12 protein-coding genes and 1 tRNA gene are annotated in these 16,228 nt (G+C 75.8%); 5 read left to right on the top strand and 8 right to left on the bottom strand.

Annotated features, from left to right (window positions below):
- Positions 1 to 78: 78 nt before the first annotated feature.
- Positions 79 to 957: a putative protein N(5)-glutamine methyltransferase gene (locus AC3WUG_RS15690; protein WP_492328520.1), complete on the bottom strand. Its 879-nt coding sequence runs from the start codon at positions 955 to 957 to the stop codon at positions 79 to 81.
- Positions 958 to 1,089: 132 nt separating this feature from the next.
- On the opposite strand from AC3WUG_RS15690, the gene AC3WUG_RS15695 reads away from it, so the two are divergent.
- Complete coding sequence (locus tag AC3WUG_RS15695; protein ID WP_492328521.1) at positions 1,090 to 2,103, top strand: cache domain-containing protein; 1,014 nt, start codon at positions 1,090 to 1,092, stop codon at positions 2,101 to 2,103.
- Between the two features lie 12 nt (positions 2,104 to 2,115).
- Here AC3WUG_RS15695 and AC3WUG_RS15700 read toward each other — a convergent pair whose 3' ends face one another.
- The 5 genes from AC3WUG_RS15700 to AC3WUG_RS15720 form a co-directional block, all read right to left on the bottom strand.
- Positions 2,116 to 4,101 (bottom strand): ABC transporter ATP-binding protein, encoded by a 1,986-nt coding sequence (locus tag AC3WUG_RS15700; protein WP_492328522.1) that lies wholly within the window; start codon positions 4,099 to 4,101, stop codon positions 2,116 to 2,118.
- Positions 4,101 to 4,976, bottom strand: a complete 876-nt coding sequence (locus AC3WUG_RS15705) for an ABC transporter permease (RefSeq protein WP_308281327.1) — start codon at positions 4,974 to 4,976, stop codon at positions 4,101 to 4,103. The genes AC3WUG_RS15700 and AC3WUG_RS15705 overlap by 1 nt, the downstream gene beginning before the upstream one ends.
- The gene (locus AC3WUG_RS15710) at positions 4,973 to 5,968 is read right to left on the bottom strand and encodes an ABC transporter permease (RefSeq protein WP_492328523.1); all 996 of its coding nucleotides are present in this window, start codon (positions 5,966 to 5,968) and stop codon (positions 4,973 to 4,975) included. The genes AC3WUG_RS15705 and AC3WUG_RS15710 overlap by 4 nt, the downstream gene beginning before the upstream one ends.
- 67 nt (positions 5,969 to 6,035) lie before the next feature.
- Positions 6,036 to 7,736 carry an ABC transporter substrate-binding protein gene (locus tag AC3WUG_RS15715; protein WP_492328524.1) on the bottom strand — a complete coding sequence of 567 codons (1,701 nt, stop codon included), beginning with the start codon at positions 7,734 to 7,736 and terminating at the stop codon, positions 6,036 to 6,038.
- A gap of 43 nt (positions 7,737 to 7,779) precedes the next feature.
- Complete coding sequence (locus tag AC3WUG_RS15720) at positions 7,780 to 8,796, bottom strand: LacI family DNA-binding transcriptional regulator (protein WP_492328525.1); 1,017 nt, start codon at positions 8,794 to 8,796, stop codon at positions 7,780 to 7,782.
- A 123-nt stretch (positions 8,797 to 8,919) separates the two neighbouring features.
- Here AC3WUG_RS15720 and AC3WUG_RS15725 point away from each other — a divergent pair, with 123 nt between their 5' ends.
- The 4 genes from AC3WUG_RS15725 (at position 8,920) to AC3WUG_RS15740 (ending at position 14,220) form a co-directional block, all read left to right on the top strand.
- Positions 8,920 to 11,205, top strand: a complete 2,286-nt coding sequence (locus tag AC3WUG_RS15725) for a beta-galactosidase (RefSeq protein ID WP_492328526.1) — start codon at positions 8,920 to 8,922, stop codon at positions 11,203 to 11,205.
- Positions 11,196 to 12,791, top strand: coding sequence for an alpha-amylase family glycosyl hydrolase (locus AC3WUG_RS15730; protein ID WP_492328527.1), 1,596 nt, complete (start codon positions 11,196 to 11,198; stop codon positions 12,789 to 12,791). Before AC3WUG_RS15725 ends, AC3WUG_RS15730 begins: the two co-directional genes overlap by 10 nt.
- 91 nt (positions 12,792 to 12,882) lie before the next feature.
- A complete protein-coding gene (locus AC3WUG_RS15735; RefSeq protein ID WP_492328528.1) occupies positions 12,883 to 14,136 on the top strand; it encodes a glycoside hydrolase family 1 protein in 1,254 nt (417 codons plus the stop codon).
- Between the two features lie 11 nt (positions 14,137 to 14,147).
- Positions 14,148 to 14,220, top strand: a tRNA-Leu gene (locus tag AC3WUG_RS15740).
- 4 nt (positions 14,221 to 14,224) lie between these two features.
- On the opposite strand, the gene AC3WUG_RS15745 is transcribed toward AC3WUG_RS15740, so the two are convergent.
- Complete coding sequence (locus AC3WUG_RS15745) at positions 14,225 to 14,893, bottom strand: response regulator (protein ID WP_492328529.1); 669 nt, start codon at positions 14,891 to 14,893, stop codon at positions 14,225 to 14,227.
- The gene (locus tag AC3WUG_RS15750; RefSeq protein ID WP_492328530.1) at positions 14,890 to 16,164 is read right to left on the bottom strand and encodes a sensor histidine kinase; all 1,275 of its coding nucleotides are present in this window, start codon (positions 16,162 to 16,164) and stop codon (positions 14,890 to 14,892) included. The genes AC3WUG_RS15745 and AC3WUG_RS15750 overlap by 4 nt, the downstream gene beginning before the upstream one ends.
- Between the last annotated feature and the right edge of the window lie 64 nt (positions 16,165 to 16,228).

The following is a 16,228-nucleotide window of genomic DNA, read 5'->3' on the forward strand; positions in this document are numbered from 1 at the left end:
CCCCCGATCGATCGGGGGTCCGCGCGAGAAAGGGGTGGTGATCGGGTTCGTGGAGCGCGCTGCTGGGCCGGCGCCCGGCTACCCGCCGCTGCGGGTCGCGATCACGACGGTGCCGTCCAGGTCCTCGTCGTGCACGACCCGCACGGCCAGGCCCTGGCCCTCGCACGCCGCGGCGGTGGCGCCCGCCTGCCTGACGCTCGTCTCGATCAGCAGGTGCCCGCCCGGCGCGAGCCAGCGCGGCGCGGCCGCGGCGACCCGGCGGTGCAGGTCGACGCCGTCGGCCCCGCCGTCGAGGGCGACGCGCGGCTCGTGGTCCCGGGCCTCGGTCGGCATGTGCGCGATCTCGGCGGTGGGCACGTACGGGGCGTTGGCGACCAGGACGTCGACCCGGGCCTCGAGCGCGGCGGGCAGCGGGGCGTCCAGGTCGCCGAGCAGCACGGTCGTCCCCGCCGGCCCGAGCGCCGCCGCGTTCCGGCGGGCGCAGGCGACGGCCGCCGGGTCGAGGTCGACGGCCCAGAGCGCGACGCCGGGGTGCTCGACGGCGACCGCCAGCCCGACGGCGCCCGTGCCGCAGCACAGGTCGACCACGACCGGCCCGTCGTCGGTGCCGCCGGACCGACCCGGCGCGCCGGGGTCCCGCCCGGGCGCGGCCCCGGTCGCGCGCGCCCCGAGCGCCCGCACCGCCTCGCGCACCAGCAGCCCGGTGCGCGCCCGTGGCACGAACACCCCCGGCTCGACGCCGATCCGCAGGCCCCGGAACCCGGCCCACCCCACGACCTGCTCCAGGGGCTCCCCGGCCACCCGCCGCGCCGTCAGCACGTCCAGCGCCGCCGCGTCCGGGGCCTCGGCGACGAGCAGCGCCGCCTCGTCCTCGGCGAACACGCACCCGGCGGCACGCAGCCGGGCGACGAGCGCGGCCAGCGCGGCGGCGTCGAGGTCGAGGGGCACGGCGGGCAATCTACGCCGCCGCGCGCACCCGCCCGCCGACGCGCCCGCCGAACCCGCGGCCTCGGGTCGCTCAGCGCGGGGCCGCGCCCGCCGATAGTCCGGACGAGTCGGGGGACTGGAGTTCGTCGGAGGGACGACGTCGTGCCGGAACGGGTCGTGCGGCTGGCCGAGGAGGTCGGCCGCGTCACGGGTGAGAAGCTGCAGGGCATCGAGCAGGTCGCCCGCAGCACGAAGATGCTCGCGCTGAACGCGCTGATCGAGTCCGCGCGCGTCGGGGAGGCGGGTGCGGGGTTCGCGGTCGTCGCCCGGGAGGTCGGCGAGGTCGCCGACCGCGCGCGGGCGCTGTCGGAGGAGCTGTCGTCGGAGCTGCGCCCGCGGATCGACGAGCTGACGGTCCTCGGCCACGAGCTCGTCGGCCGGGTGCGCGGGCAGCGGCTCGCGGACCTGGCGCTGAACGTGATCGAGCTGATGGACCGCAACCTGTACGAGCGGTCCTGCGACGTCCGGTGGTGGGCGACCGACGGGGCGCTGGTCGACGCGCTGGCGACGGGCGACCCCGCGGCGGCGCGGCACGCCGGCGACCGGCTGGGGACGATCCTGCGCAGCTACACGGTCTACCTGGACCTCTGGCTGGCCGACGCGTCCGGCCGGGTCGTCGCCCGGGCCGGGACCGGCGGCGCGGCGGGCGTGGTCGGCTCGGACGTGCGCGACGAGCCGTGGTTCCGCGCGGCCCTCGCGACCCGGTCCGGCGACGACTACGCCGCGCTCGACGTCGCGCCGCACCGCGCGCTCGGCGCACTCACCGCGACGTACGCGACCGCCGTGCGCGAAGGCGGCCGCGCCGACGGCAGGCCGCTGGGCGCGCTGGGCGTGTTCTTCGACTGGGAGCGGCAGGCGCAGGCGATCGTCGACGGGGTGCGGCTCGGCCCCGGCGAGCGCGAGGCCACCCGCGTCCTGATCCTCGACCGGGACGGCCTGGTGCTGGCGTCGTCCGACCGGGCGGGGGTGCTGGCGGAGCGCGTCGCGCTGCGGACCGGCGACCGCGCGACCGGGGCCTACGAGGAGGACGGCCGGGCGGTGGGGTTCGCGGCGAGCCCGGGGTACGAGACGTACGCCGGGCTCGGCTGGTACGGCGCGCTGGTGCAGCAGGGCTGAGCCCCGGGCGACTCACCGCGCCACGACCCCCGGCGGCCGTGGCACCGCCGCGAGCAGCGCCTCGGTGTACGCGTGCTCCGGCTCCCGCACGACCCGCACCGTCGGCCCCTGCTCCACCACCGCGCCGTCCCGCATCACCATGAGGTCGTCGGCCAGCAGCCGCGCGCTCAGCAGGTCGTGCGTGATGTAGAGCATCGCCACGTCCTGCTCCTGCACGGTGGTCGCCAGCAGCTCGAGGATCTCCGCGCGGATCGACACGTCGAGCATCGAGATCGGCTCGTCCGCGATCAGCAGGCGCGGTCGCGGCGCCATGGCCCGGGCGATGACGACGCGCTGCCGCTGCCCGCCGGACAGCTGGTGCGGCAGCTTGTCGACGTACAGCGAGCCGGGTGACAGGCCGACGCCGTCGAGCAGCGCGACGACCCGCTCGCGCACTGCGTCGCCGGACATCCCGAGGTGGTTGCGCAGCGGCCGGCCGACGGAGGCGCCCACGGTCTTCGTCGGGTTGAGTGCCGCGAACGGGTCCTGGAACACCATCTGCACCTGCGACCGGTATGCCCGCAGCTCGGTGCCGCGCAGGTGCGTGACGTCCCGGCCTTCCAGCGTCACGGTGCCGGCCGTCGGCCGCTCGGTGCCGGTGAGCATCTTGGCGACGGTCGACTTGCCGGAGCCCGACTGCCCGACGAGCGCCTGGACCCGACCGGGCGCGAGCGCGAACGACACCCCGCGGACGGCGTGCACCTCCTCGCGCCGCAGCCCCCGGCGGCGGGTGTAGGTCTTCACCAGGCCGTGGGCGACCAGCAGCGGCGAGGGCGCCGCGGCGGCGCCCTCGGACCCCGCCGGCCCGGACGCCCAGGCCATCACCTCCGGGAACGGCGGCGCGGCGTCCGGGGCGGTCGGCGCGTCGGCCCCCTCGGGGGTCTGGCGGTGGCAGCGGACCAGCCCGTCCGCGTCGTCCTCGGCGAGGGCCGCCATGCCGACGGGCGCGTCACCGCCGACGTCCGAGCGACCGTCGACGTGCCCCGCACCGCCGACCGCCGTCCCGCCCCCGGCCTCCCCGACCCCGACCCCGGGCGGCGCCAGCACCGGTGGCACCGCCGCGCACGCCGCCACCCGCACCGGGCACCGGGGCGCGAACGCGCACCCCGCAGGCGGCGAGTCCAGCGACGGCGGCCGCCCCGGCACCGCGGTGACGGACACGTGCTCGTCCCGCGGGTCCGCGAACGACCCGAGCAGCCCCCGGGTGTACGGGTGCAGCGGGTCCGCCGCCAGCGCGGCGCTGGGCCGCGACTCCACGATCTGCCCGGCGTACATCACCAGCACCCGGTCGGCGATCTCCAGCACGGTTCCGAGGTCGTGGCTGATGAACAGCACCGAGAACCCGTGCTCGCGCTGCAGCCGGTGCAGCAGGTCGACGATCGACCGCTGCACCACCACGTCGAGCCCGGTCGTCGGCTCGTCCAGCACGACGAGCCGGGGCCGGAGCAGCAGCGCGAGCGCCAGCACGACCCGCTGCCGCATCCCGCCGGACAGCTCGTGCGGGTAGGACCGGAGCACCCGCTCGGCGTCGAGCTCGACGTCGCGCAGCACCTCGAGCACCCGCTCGCGCGGGTCGCCCTCGATGCGCGGGTCCCAGCGGTGCGCCTCCATCGCGTCCCGGAACTGCCGCTCGACCCGGAGCACGGGGTTCAGTGCGTTCATGGACGACTGGAACACCGTGGCGATCTCCCGCCAGCGCAGCCGGTTCAGCTCGCGGTCGGTCAGGGCGTACAGGTCCTGGCCGTCGAACCGGACCTCGCCGCCGGCGTGGTGCGCGGGCCGGTCGAGCAGGCGGAGCAGGGCGTTGCCGAGCGTCGACTTGCCGCAGCCGGACTCGCCCAGCAGGCCGACGAACTCGCCCTCGGCGAGGTCGAAGGACACGTCCCGGACCGCGTGCGCGGGCGGCAGGTCCCGGGACCGGTAGTCGACGGACAGGTGGCGGACCTCGACGAGCGGCATCACGGCTCCCTCAGGTGCGGGTTGCTGAGCGCGTCGACCCCGAAGTTCACGAAGGTGAGCGCGGTGGTGAGGAGGGCCAGCAGCAGGCCGGGCACGACCAGGCGGGCGAACGCGCCGGTCAGCAGGGCGCCGTCGGTGTTCGCCCAGTAGAGCATCGTCCCCCAGGAGATGGTGTCGGGGTTGCCGATGCCGAGGAACGCGAGGCCGGCCTCGGCCCCGATGGCCCCGCCGACCGCGCCGATGAACCCGACGACGATCAGCGACGTCATGTTGGGCGCGATCTCCCGGAAGATGACGTGGAACGTGCCGTCGCCCGCCATGCGTGCGGCCTGGATGTACTCGCGGTTCCGGAGCGTGAGGATCTGCGCGCGCTTGAGCCGCGCGGCCCCGGCCCAGCCGGTGATCGAGATGACGATGATGACCATCCACTCGCTGCCGCCGCCGGGGACGTAGGCGGCGAGCGTGATCATCAGCGGCAGCGCGGGGACGACGAGCGCGAGGTTGGTGACGAAGGACAGCACCTCGTCGACCATCCCGCCGAGGTAGCCCGCGGTCATGCCGACCAGCAGCGAGATCGTGGTCGCGATCGCCCCGGCGACCAGGCCGATCACCAGCGACGTCCGGGCGCCGAAGATCGCCTGGGAGGCCACGTCGTAGCCCTTGCCGGTGGTGCCGAACCAGTGCTCCGCCGACGGCGGCAGCCCGCCGGCGAACGACCGGTCGCGCGGGTCGTACGGCGCGATCACCGGCGCGAGCAGCGCCAGCAGCACGAACGCCAGCAGCAGGAGCATCCCGAACCGAGCCTTCTTGTTCCGCCACAGGATCGTGAACCACTGCGGCGCCCGGGCGCGGGGTCGCAGCGCCGCGGCGGTCACGCCGCCTCCTTGCGCCGGGCCCGCGGGTCCAGGACGCCGTACAGCACGTCGGCGACCAGGTTCGCGACCAGGACGCCGACCGCGATGAACAGGAAGATCGTCTGCATGAGCGGGTAGTCCTTGTTCGAGACGGCCTCGAGCAGCAGGCGGCCCGTGCCGGGGTAGTTGAACGTCTGCTCGACCAGCACCGTGCCGCCGATCAGGCCGCCCAGGGCGAGCGCGAACCCGGTGACGTTCGGCAGGATCGCGACGCGCGCGCCGTAGGCGATCGCCAGGCGGCGGTTCGAGAGGCCCTTGGCGCGGCCGAACCGCGCGAAGTCCTCGCCGAGCGACTGGACCATGTTGTTGCGCATGCCGAGCAGCCAGCCGATCGGGCCGGTGATCATGATCGCGGCCGCCGGCAGGATGAAGTACGGCCACGCGTCGGCGACGAAGGCGGCGGTCGGCGCAGGCTCCATCAGCCCCGAGTACCCGCCCGACGGCGGCAGCCAGCCGAGCGTGATCGCGAAGACGTAGATGAGCACCAGCGCGATCCAGAAGAACGGCAGCGTGCCGACGAACGCGGACGTCACGGTGAGCACGGAGTCGAACGTGGTGCCGCGCCGCCAGGCCACCCACGTGCCGAGCAGGGTGCCGATCACGAAGGACAGCACGAGCGTGACGCCGACCAGCACGATCGTCCACGGCACGGCCTCGCCGATCACCTCGGACACCGAGTAGGGGAAGTAGGTGTACGAGACGCCGAAGTTCCCGCTCGCCATGTTGCCGAGGTAGTCGAGGTACTGCCGCCACAGCGGCTCGTCGGGGACGCCGAGCATCGTCCGCACGGCGGCGAGCTGGGCGGGGTCGACCCGGGCCTCCTTGCCGGCGATCCGCTGCAGGATCGCCTGGGCGGGGTCGCCGCCGGAGAGCCGGGGGATGAGGAAGTTCAGGGTGACGGCGCCCCACAGGGTGAGGAGGAAGAACCCGATGCGCCGCGCGAAGTAGGCCATGTCGTCGCTCCGTCGCTGGTCGCGGCGGGGCGCGCGGGTCGAGCCCGGCGCACCCCGCCGCGGGCGGTCAGCCGGTGACCGGGGTCAGCCGCGTGAAGATCAGGTGCTGGTTGTCCGGGCCCGCGTGCGGGTCCTCGGCGCTGGGCCAGCCGGTCGCGTTCTTGGTGGTGTACTCGAACCACTTGCCGCCGTACCAGAGCGGGATGAACGGGACCTGGTCGACCATCACCTGCTGGAGCTGGTGCACGATCGGCTTCTGCTCGTCGGCGTCGGGCGTGCCGGCGAGCTGCGCGAGCAGCTCGTCGGCGTGCGCGTCGGACCAGCGGACCTCGTTGGTGGTGGCCCGCTCGCCGATCGGGGCGGTGTTCGCCGAGCCGAGCGGCTCGTCGTAGTTCTGGAACATCGAGCACTGCCCGGCGCGGACGCCGAACGTCATGTCGAAGTTGCCGACCAGCCGGTCCTGCTCGAGCGTCGGGAACTCCGGCGTCTCGACCGTGACCGCGATGCCGAGCGCGTCGAAGTCCTCCTTGAGCGAGTTGGCGGCCGCGGTCCAGTCGCTCCAGCCCTGCGGGGTGATGAACGAGAACCGCAGCGGCTCGCCGTCCGTGCCGAGCCGGCGTCCGGAGTCGTCGAGCGAGTACCCGGCGGCGGTCAGCGCCGCGTCGGCCGCGTCCGGGTCGTACGGCAGGTAGCCCTCGTCGGGGATCGTCGGGTCGAGCCAGTCGGCCTGGCCCGGCAGGACCAGCAGCGTCTGGCTCGCGACCTCGACGTACCCCGACCCGGCGTCCTCGGTGAGCGCCACCCGGTCGAGGCCGACCGAGATCGCCCGGCGGAACTCGACGTCGTCGAACGGCGCCTTCTCCAGGTTCATGAACAGCGAGATCGGCGAGCCGGACGGGAACCAGTAGCGGTGGTGCTCGGGATCCTTGGCGACGTACGTCTCCTCGATGTCGGGGACGTACATCGAGTTGTTGTCGTACTCGCCCCGCGCCAGCTTGAGCTGGTCCACCTGACCGCCGGCGTCCGCCTTCTCGAACCACAGCTCGTCGACGACGACCGTGTCCGCGCGCCAGGAGTCCGGGTTCCGCTCGACGGTGAACCGCTGCGGGTTGAACGACTTCACGGTGAACGCGCCGGTGCCGACCGCGGCGTCCTCGGCGGTGAACGTGACCGGGTCGTCGACGTCCGCCCACACGTGCTCCGCGACGACGAGGGTCTGCAGGTACATCCCGGACCGGGAGAACGACGGCTGCTCGAACGTCAGCACGACTTCGGTGTCCGACGTCGCCTCGGCGCCGACCAGCCCGGGCGCGACGCCGCGGGTGTCGAGGGCGGGGTTGTCGCGGAGCAGGTTGAAGGTGAACGCCACGTCCCGGGCGCTGAACGGCTCGCCGTCGCTCCAGGTCACGCCGTCGCGGGTGGTGATCCGCAGCTCGGTCGGGCTGGTCCACTCGTAGCCGGTCGCGAGCTGCGGCTCCTCGGTGCAGTCGTAGGTGTTGATCACGTAGAGCTGGTCGTAGATCGTCCACAGCGGACCGAGCGCCGTCGCCGAGAACGGGTTGTAGTTGGCCTTCGGGTTGGTCTGCCCGGAGAAGTCGCCGAGCACCAGGTGCGACACCCGGCCCTCGTCCGTGAGCCGGTCGCCGGGGGCGCCGCTGCCCTGGCCGCCGCCGCTGCCACCGCCGGTGCAGGCGGTCAGGGCGAGCGCAGCGGCCGCGGCGCAGGCGGCCAGCCGCGCCCGGGACCTCCGTCGTGATCGTGCGTGCATGAGCATCCTTCCTCGTTGAAGGGTGGTGCCGCGGTGCCATGGGCTAGGTCGAGCAGCCGCACGACTCGCGGAGCACCGGCCGGGTCGGCAGGACCCGGTCGTCGGGGGGCAGGGGAGCGAACGGTTCCCGGGTGCGGCGCGTGGCCGCGAGCACGAGCTCCGCGGCGGTCGAGCCGAGGTCGTGCACCGGCTGGTGCACGGTCGTGAGCGTGGGGGAGGCGAGGGCGGCCAGGTCCAGGTCGTCGAACCCGACGATCGCCACGTCCCGCGGGATCGCGACCCCGAGGCCTGGCAGCGTCGCCAGGACCCCGAACGCGAGCTCGTCGTTGGCGCACACCAGCGCGTCGGGCAGGTCGCCCTCGGCGTGCAGCTGGCGCGCGGCCATCGCGCCGTACCGGGCCTCGAGCCCGTGGTGCACCGGCGCGCCGTGCTCGGCCAGGCCGGCGGCGGCGAGCGCGTCCCGGAACCCGGCGTACCGCGCGGTGGTGTCGGGCGAGCCGTCGGTGGTGCCGACGAACCGCAGCCGGCGGTGACCGTGCGCCTCGACCAGGTGGGCGGTGAGCTCGCGCGCCGCCGCCCGGCCGTCGGTGCGGACGGTGAGCAGGTCGGGGTGCTCGCCCGCGACCAGGACCACCGGCAGCTTCTCGGCGATCGAGGTGAGCAGGTCGTCCGGCACCGTGCCGCCCTGCACGAGGAGCCCGTCGGTGCGCAGCGCGAGCTGGTGCACCGCCTGGACCGCGTCGTGCCGGAGGTGGGTGCCGAGCACGTGGACCGCGAGGCCCGCCTCGGCGGCGACCGACTCGGCGCCCTGGATGAGCGCGGCGAAGTACGGCCCGCCGAGGCCCGGCAGGACCACGCCGAGGGTGTGGTGCCGCTGGTAGGCGAGTCCGCTGCCGAGCACCGACGGCGTGTAGCCGAGCGTCTGCATCGAGGCGAGGACCCGGTCCCGGGTGCTGCCGGTCACGACCGGGTCGTCGTGCGTGACCCGGGAGACGGTCGCGACGGACACGCCGGCGTGCCGCGCCACGTCGCGGACGGTGGGTCGCCCGGTCCCGGCCATCTCGGTCTCCTTCGTCTGAACCGGCCCTGGATGTAACCGGTTACGACTCGTACTGTGCAGACGTAACCGGTTACAAGCAAGACCCGATCTCAGCCGGTCCTCCGAGCTACGAAGGGGTAGCGCGTGGCACCCGTACGGTTCCCGTCCCTGACCGACGACCTCGTCCTCGCGGGGGAGGTGCACTACTTCCGGCTCGACCGCGTCGACTGGGCCGACCGGTTGGACGACGCCCTCGACCTGGGGCTGACCGCCGTGGCGACGTACGTCCCGTGGCTGGTGCACGAGACCGCGGACGGCGGTGTCGACGTCACCGGCCGCACCCGGCCCGAGCTCGACGTCGGCGCGTTCCTCGACCTGTGCGCGGAGCGCGGGCTGGCGGTGATCGCGCGGCCCGGGCCGTTCGTCATGGCCGAGCTCAAGCACGAGGGCCTCGGGCAGCGGCTGCTGCGCGAGCACCCCGAGGTGGTGCCGCCCGGCTGGGACGGCTCGGCGCCGGAGGCGACCGTCGTCGACTACCTGCACCCGGCGTACCTCGCCGCGTGCGGGACGTGGCTCGACGCGGTGCTGCCGGTCCTCGCCGCGCGCACCGTCGACCGCGGCGGGCCGGTCGTGGCGGTGCAGCTCGACAACGAGGTCGGGATGCTGCCGTGGGTGACGAACAGCCCGGACCTGTCGGACGCGACCCTGGCGGACCTGGGGCGCCGGGTCCTGGCGGAGGCCGGTGCGGGCGGGCCGGGGGCGGTGAGCGCCCGGTACGGGGCCGACCCGCACGACCCCGCGGCGTGGGCCGCCGCGGTGCGGTCGCCCGCCGAGGACGCGGTGCTGGCGCTGCGGGGCGACCTCGGCCGGCAGGCCCGCGACCGGTACGCGGAGTACGTCGGCCTGCTGCGGGACCGGGTCCGCGCCGCGGGGATCGACGTGCCGCTGCTCGTCAACGTGCACGGCTGCTGGGGCGGCGAGGCGCGGCACTTCCCGCTCGGCATCGCCCAGCTGCACCGGACGTGGGCCGGTCGGCCGGACGTGCTCCCCGGCGCGGACTACTACCTGGGCGACCTCACGCTCGCGAAGCTGCCGGGCCTGTGGGCGTCGAACGCGTTCCTCGCCGCGACCGTCGCGCCCGGCCAACCGACCGGGACGCTGGAGTTCGAGGTCGGCACGGGCGACTACGGGGAGGCGCTCGACGTCGCGTGCGGGCCGGAGGCGGCGCCGCTCAAGCTCCAGCTGTGCGTGGCGCAGGGGCAGACGTTCGTGAACTACTACCTGCTCACCGGCGGACGGAACCCGTCGCTGCCCGCGCCGGTGGGCGACGGCAACGACCGGGTCGCGAGCACGGGCGAGCGGCACGGGTTCGCCGCGCCCGTGGACCCCGAGGGCCGGCGCGCGCCGGGGTGGGGCGCGCTGCGCGGCGCCACCCGGGCCGTGGCGGACGCGGCGGCGCTGCTCCGGGCCGCCCGGCCGGAGCCGGCGCCGGTGACGCTCGGGTTCGTCCCCGACCACTACCTGACCGAGTACCGGTACCCGGGGTCCGCACGGGAGGCTGCGCAGGTCGCGGACCTCGAGCGGTCGCGCGGCTCGGGGCCGCGGGAGGTGCTGACCCGGGCGCTGGTGCTGGGCGGCTTCGCGCCGGACGCCGTCGACCTGCAGGCGGACGGGTCCTCCGGGGCGCGGACGCTCGCCGGCGTGCCCGCGGGGCACGTGCTGGCGCTGGGGTCGACCCCGGTGCTGGACGCGTCGGTGCAGGTGCGGCTCGCGGACTGGGTCCGGGCGGGCGGGCGGCTGCTGCTCCACGGACCGGTGCCGACGCTCGACCCCCTCGGCGAGCCGTGCACGGTGCTGCTCGACGCGCTGGGCGTGACGGCCGGCGCGCGGGCGGAGTCGTCGGCGACGCGGTTCCCGTCGGTCACGCCGGCGGACGACCGGCTGCCGCTCGCCGAGGTGCGGGCGGGGTTCGTGCAGTCGGTGACGGGGCTGCCGGCGGGCGCGGACGTGCTGGCCCGGGTCACGGGGTCCGGCGAGCCGTGCGTGGTCCGGGTGCCGTGCGGCGCGGGGGAGGCGCTGCTGGTCGCGGCCGACCTGCCGTGCGCGCTGCCGGCGTGGGCGGCGCTGCTCGGGGCCCTGGGAGCGGAGCCGGTCGTCGTCGCCACGTCGACCGCGCCCGTCGCCGTGGTGCCGACGGCTGCGCCGGACGGGACGCGGGTGGTGCACGTGCTCAACGTGTCGCCGTGGCCGGCGGAGGTGTCGCTGGAGCGGGACGGGGTGCCGCTGGCGGGGCCGGGGTCCGGGCCTGCGCGCGGGCCCGGTGTGCTCGCGCTGCCCGCGCGCTCCGGGGCCTGGCTGGTGCAGCCACCCGGGTCGGACGCGGCCACGCTCGGTTACGCCGGCGCGGAGGGGGCGGCCCGATGGGCGTGACGGACCTGGCCGGGCGGCTCGACCGCGCGGTGCTCTACCAGATCTACCCGCAGTCGTTCGCGGACGCCGACGGCGACGGGATCGGCGACCTGCGTGGCATCGCCGACCGGCTCGACTACCTGGCCTGGCTCGGGGTCGACGCGGTGTGGCTGAGCCCGTGCTTCGCGTCGCCGTTCGCCGACGCCGGGTACGACGTCGCCGACTTCCTCCGGGTGGCGCCGCGGTACGGCACGAACGACGACCTCGTGGCGCTCGCGGACGAGGCAGCGCGCCGCGGGATCGCCGTGCTGCTCGACCTGGTCGCCGGGCACACCTCCGACCAGCACCCGTGGTTCCGGGCCGCGGCCGACGACCCTGCCGACGACCGGTACGTGTGGTCGGCGACGCCCGCCGACGGCTTCCGGCCGGGCCCGGGCCGGCGCGGCGGCTACTACCTGCCGAACTTCTTCCCCGTGCAGCCCGCGCTCAACTTCGGCTACGCCCGGCCCGACCCCGCCCAGCCGTGGCGGCAGCCGGTCGACGCCCCGGGCCCGCGGGCCAACCGTGCGGCGCTGCGGGAGATCATGGCGTTCTGGTTCGACCGCGGCATCGCCGGGTTCCGGGTCGACATGGCGGGCTCACTCGTCAAGGACGACCCGGGCCTGGTCGAGACCGGCCGGCTGTGGCGCGGGATGCGCGACTGGGTGGACGCCGCCTACCCCGGGCGGGTGCTCGTGGCCGAGTGGGGCGACCCGCGCGTGTCCGTGCCCGCCGGGTTCCACGCCGACTTCTTCCTGCAGTTCGGCGGCGGGAACGAGGGGCTGGCGCTGCGCTCGCTCTGGAACAACGGCGCCGGCACGGTGGACGAGGTCTGGGAGGAGCGGCACGCCTGGGCCGACGCCGCCGGGCTCGGCGACGCCGCGCCGTTCGTCGCGGCGTGGCGGGAGGCGGACGCCGCCATCACCGCGTCGGGCCGTGGCGGCGTCACCGGCCTGCCGACGTCGAACCACGACTTCACCCGGCTGGTCGCGGGCGACCGGGACGCCGAGCAGGCGCGGGCCGCGCTGGCGCTCGCCCTGACCTGGCCGTCGATGCCGTCGATCTACTACGGCGACGAGATCGGGATGCGCTACCTGCCGGACGCGCCGACGACCGAGGGCTCGCGCCTCGGCCCGCGGTACGACCGCGCCGGGTCCCGGACGCCGATGCCGTGGGGCGGCCTGGCCGCCGACGGCTTCGGCCCCGGTGCGCCCCTCGACTCCCGGTACCTGCCCCCGGACCCGGCGCCCGGCGCGCCCACCGTCGCGGCGGCCGTCGCCGACCCCGGGTCGCTGCTGCACCACGTGCGGACCCTGATCGCGCTCCGGCACGCCGACCGGCGGCTCGACGTCGGGTCGCCCGTCCGCGTGCTCTCGACCGGGTACCCCTTCACGTACCTGCGCGGCGGGACGCTCGCGGTGCTGCTGAACCCGGGACGCGTGCCCGTGTCGGCGGAGCTCCCGGGGGCCGGGGGCGCGGCCGTCGTGCTGGCCCGCGGATGCCGGGCCGAGAGCGACACCGTGCACCTCGACGGGCACGGGTACGCCGTGCTGGACCTGGCGCGCTGACCCCGGGCCCTCGCGCCCGCCCCGTGAGGTCGCAACCCCGCGACCGCCCCCGACCGACCCCGCGACCGCCCGACCCGGAAGGACCCACCGCATGACCCTGCGCGCCACCCCGCCCCTGCCCGGCACCGTCCCCGCACCCGACGGCTTCCTCTGGGGCGCCGCCACCGCGGGCCACCAGGTCGAGGGCGGCAACACCAACGCGAGCAACTGGCTGCTGGAGCACCAGCCCGGCACGCACGTCGAGGAGGTGTCCGGCGACGCCTGCGACTCGTACCACCGGTACCCCGAGGACATCCGGCTGCTCGCCGACGCCGGCCTGACCGCCTACCGGTTCTCCCTCGAGTGGGCCCGGATCGAGCCGGAGCGCGACGAGGTGTCCCGCGCCCAGCTCGACCACTACCGGCGGATGATCGACACCTGCCGGGACCGCGGCGTCGAGCCGGTCGTCACGCTGCACCACTTCACCGTGCCGGCCTGGCAGCACCGCGAGGGCGGCTGGTACGCCCCGGACGTCGTCGACCGGTTCCGCCGGTACGTCGAGGCCGCCGCGGCGGTCCTCGACGGCGTGCGCTGGGTCGTGACCATCAACGAGCCGAACATGATGGTCAACCAGGCGGAGGCCCGGATCGACACCGAGGTCGGCGTCAACTGGCCCGGGCCGTCGCCGCACGCGTCCCGGGTGATCGCCGCCGCGCACCACGCCGCGGTCGAGGTGCTGCGCGGGCTCGGGCACGTGCGCTCGGGCTGGTCGGTGGCGAACCAGGACTACCAGGCGCTCCCCGGAGCGGAGGACGTCCGCGACGACTGGGCGTACTGGCGGGAGGACTTCTTCCTCGAGCAGTCCCGCGACGACGACTTCGTGGGGGTGCAGGCGTACCTGCGCACCGTCATCGGCCCGGACGGCCCGGTCGAGCACCCCGCGGACGCGGAGCGGACGCTCATCGGCTGGGAGTACTACCCGGCGGCGCTCGGGCACGCGCTCCGGCACACCCGAGAGGTGACGGGCGGCGTGCCGATGCTGGTCACCGAGAACGGCATCGCGACCGCCGACGATGAGCGGCGGATCGCCTACACCTCCGGGGCGCTCGCGGGCCTCGCGGCGGCCGTCGAGGACGGCTGCGACGTGCGGGGGTACCTGCACTGGTCACTCCTCGACAACTACGAGTGGGGGTCCTACCGGCCGACGTTCGGGCTGGTCGCGGTCGACCGGTCGACGTTCGCCCGGACGCCGAAGCCGAGCCTGGCGTGGCTGGGGTCCCTGGCGCGGGCGGGCGTGCTGCCGGCGCCCGAGCGGGTGCCGGCGGACGCGGGCGCGGCGGTCGGGGGGCCGCCCACGCGCCGGTAGCCTGGTGCGGCGCCCCGATAGCCCAACGGCAGAGGCAATCGGCTCAAACCCGATCCAGTGTGGGTTCGAATCCCACTCGGGGCACCGCTCACGCCCCCTGCGCGAGGCCCGCCTCGTACGCGAGGTACACCAGCTGCGCCCGGTCCCGTGCCCCCGTCTTCAGCATCGCGCGGTTGACGTGCGTCTTCGCGGTCGCGGGGCTGATGTACAGCCGGCCCGCGATCTCGGTGTTCGACAGCCCGGCCGCGACGAGCGCCGTGATCTCGCGCTCGCGCGCGGTCAGGTCGGCGAACCCCGCCGGCTCGGTCCGCGGGCGCGGCTCGGGGCGCTCGACGACCGAGGCGATGACGGCGCGGGTCGCGGCGGGGGAGAGCAGCTGGTCCCCGGCGGCGACCGTGCGGATCGCGTCGATCAGCGCCTCGGGCTCCACGCCCTTGCCGAGGAAGCCGCTGGCGCCCGCGCGCAGCGCGCTCAGCACGAGCTCGTCGTCCTCGAAGGTCGTCAGCACCAGGACCTTGACCCCGGCCAGCGCCTCGTCCGCGGTGATCCGCCGGGTCGCCTCGATCCCGTCGACCTCGGGCATCCGGATGTCCATCAGCACCAGGTCGGCGAGCGTGCTGCGGGCGAGCCGCACCGCCTCGGCGCCCGTGGCCGCCTCCCCGACGACGAGCACGTCGTCGGTCGCGTCGAGCAGCAGGCGGAACGTGGCACGGAGCAGCGCCTGGTCGTCGGCGAGCACCACGCGGATCGGGGTCATCGGTCGTCTCCCTGGTCGGGTCGGGCGGGGGAGGTGGCGGGCAGGGTGGCGACGACCTCGAAGAGGCCGCCGGGGGCGGGGCCCGCCCGGAAGGACCCGCCCACGGACGCGGCGCGCTCGCGCATCCCGATCAGGCCGTGACCCGTCCCGGGCGCCGCCTGCCGGGCCGCCGCGGGGCCGGTCGGCAGCGGGTTGGTCACGCGGACGCGCACGCCGTCGTCCGACCACGCGAGGGCGACGTCGACGGGCGCGCCGGGCGCGTGCTTGGCGGCGTTGGTCGACGCCTCCTGCACGATCCGGTACGCCGCGAGGTCGACGTGCTGCGCGAGCTCCGCCGGCGCGCCGGTCCGCGTCACGGACACCGTGGTGCCGGCGGACGCCAGCGTGGCGACGAGCTCGTCCATCGCGGCCAGGCCCGGCACCGGGCGCAGGTGGTCCCCGGCGTCGCCCCCGCTGGCGTCCTCGCCTCCTCGGCGCAGCAGCCCGATCGTGGCGCGCAGGTCGTCGATCGCCCGCCCGGTGTGCTGCGCGATGTCGCCGAGGGCGCGGTCGGCGGCGGCCGCGTCGGTGCGCATGAGGTACCGCGCGACCCCGGCCTGGGCGTTGACCAGCGTGAGGTTGTGCGCGAGGACGTCGTGCAGCTCGCGCGCGATCCGCAGCCGCTCTTCCAGCACCGCCTCCTGCGTCTCGGCCTCCCGGCGCCGCGCCTCCCGCCGGGCGCGCTCGGCCCGGCCGGACCGCCAGACCCCGACGGCGGCGGCGGTGACCACCAGGTAGAACAGCACCAGGTCGGTCAGGTAGGTGGTGCTCGAGTTCTGCGTGACGCCGACGAGCCCGAGGTAGCCGCCCGCCGCGACGCCCACGGCCCAGCCGGTCCGCGCGGGCACCCGCGACGCGAGCGTCGCCACCGCCACCATCGTCGCGAGCGGCACCGGCTGGTAGGCGCCCATGCCCTCCGTCCGCGCGGCGACGTCGGCGGGCACGACGAGGAACGCGAGGATGCACGTCTCCGCGGCGAGCGTGCCGAGCAGCGCGAGCACCGGGCGGTAGGTGCGGGCCAGCAGTGGGAGCCACGCCCCGAGGACGGCGACCGCGAGCCCCGGCCCCGGGACGTCGTGCTGGCCGGTGCGGACGCTCGCCGTGGTGACCATGACGGCGAGGGTCGCGACGGTGACGGCGAGCTGACCGCGCGTGGGGGCCCCGCCCCGGCCGAGCCCGGCGAGGCGGCGCGCCGCGGCGGCGACGCGGTCGCGGGGGTGCTCGGCGGACACGGGGCCTCTCGGGGTGGGGGTGGGGCCGCCCGCGCGGCGGGCGCGGGTGCGGCGGTGGCGCCCA

This window comes from Cellulomonas sp. EB106-03-03-XG116, assembly GCF_058792015.1.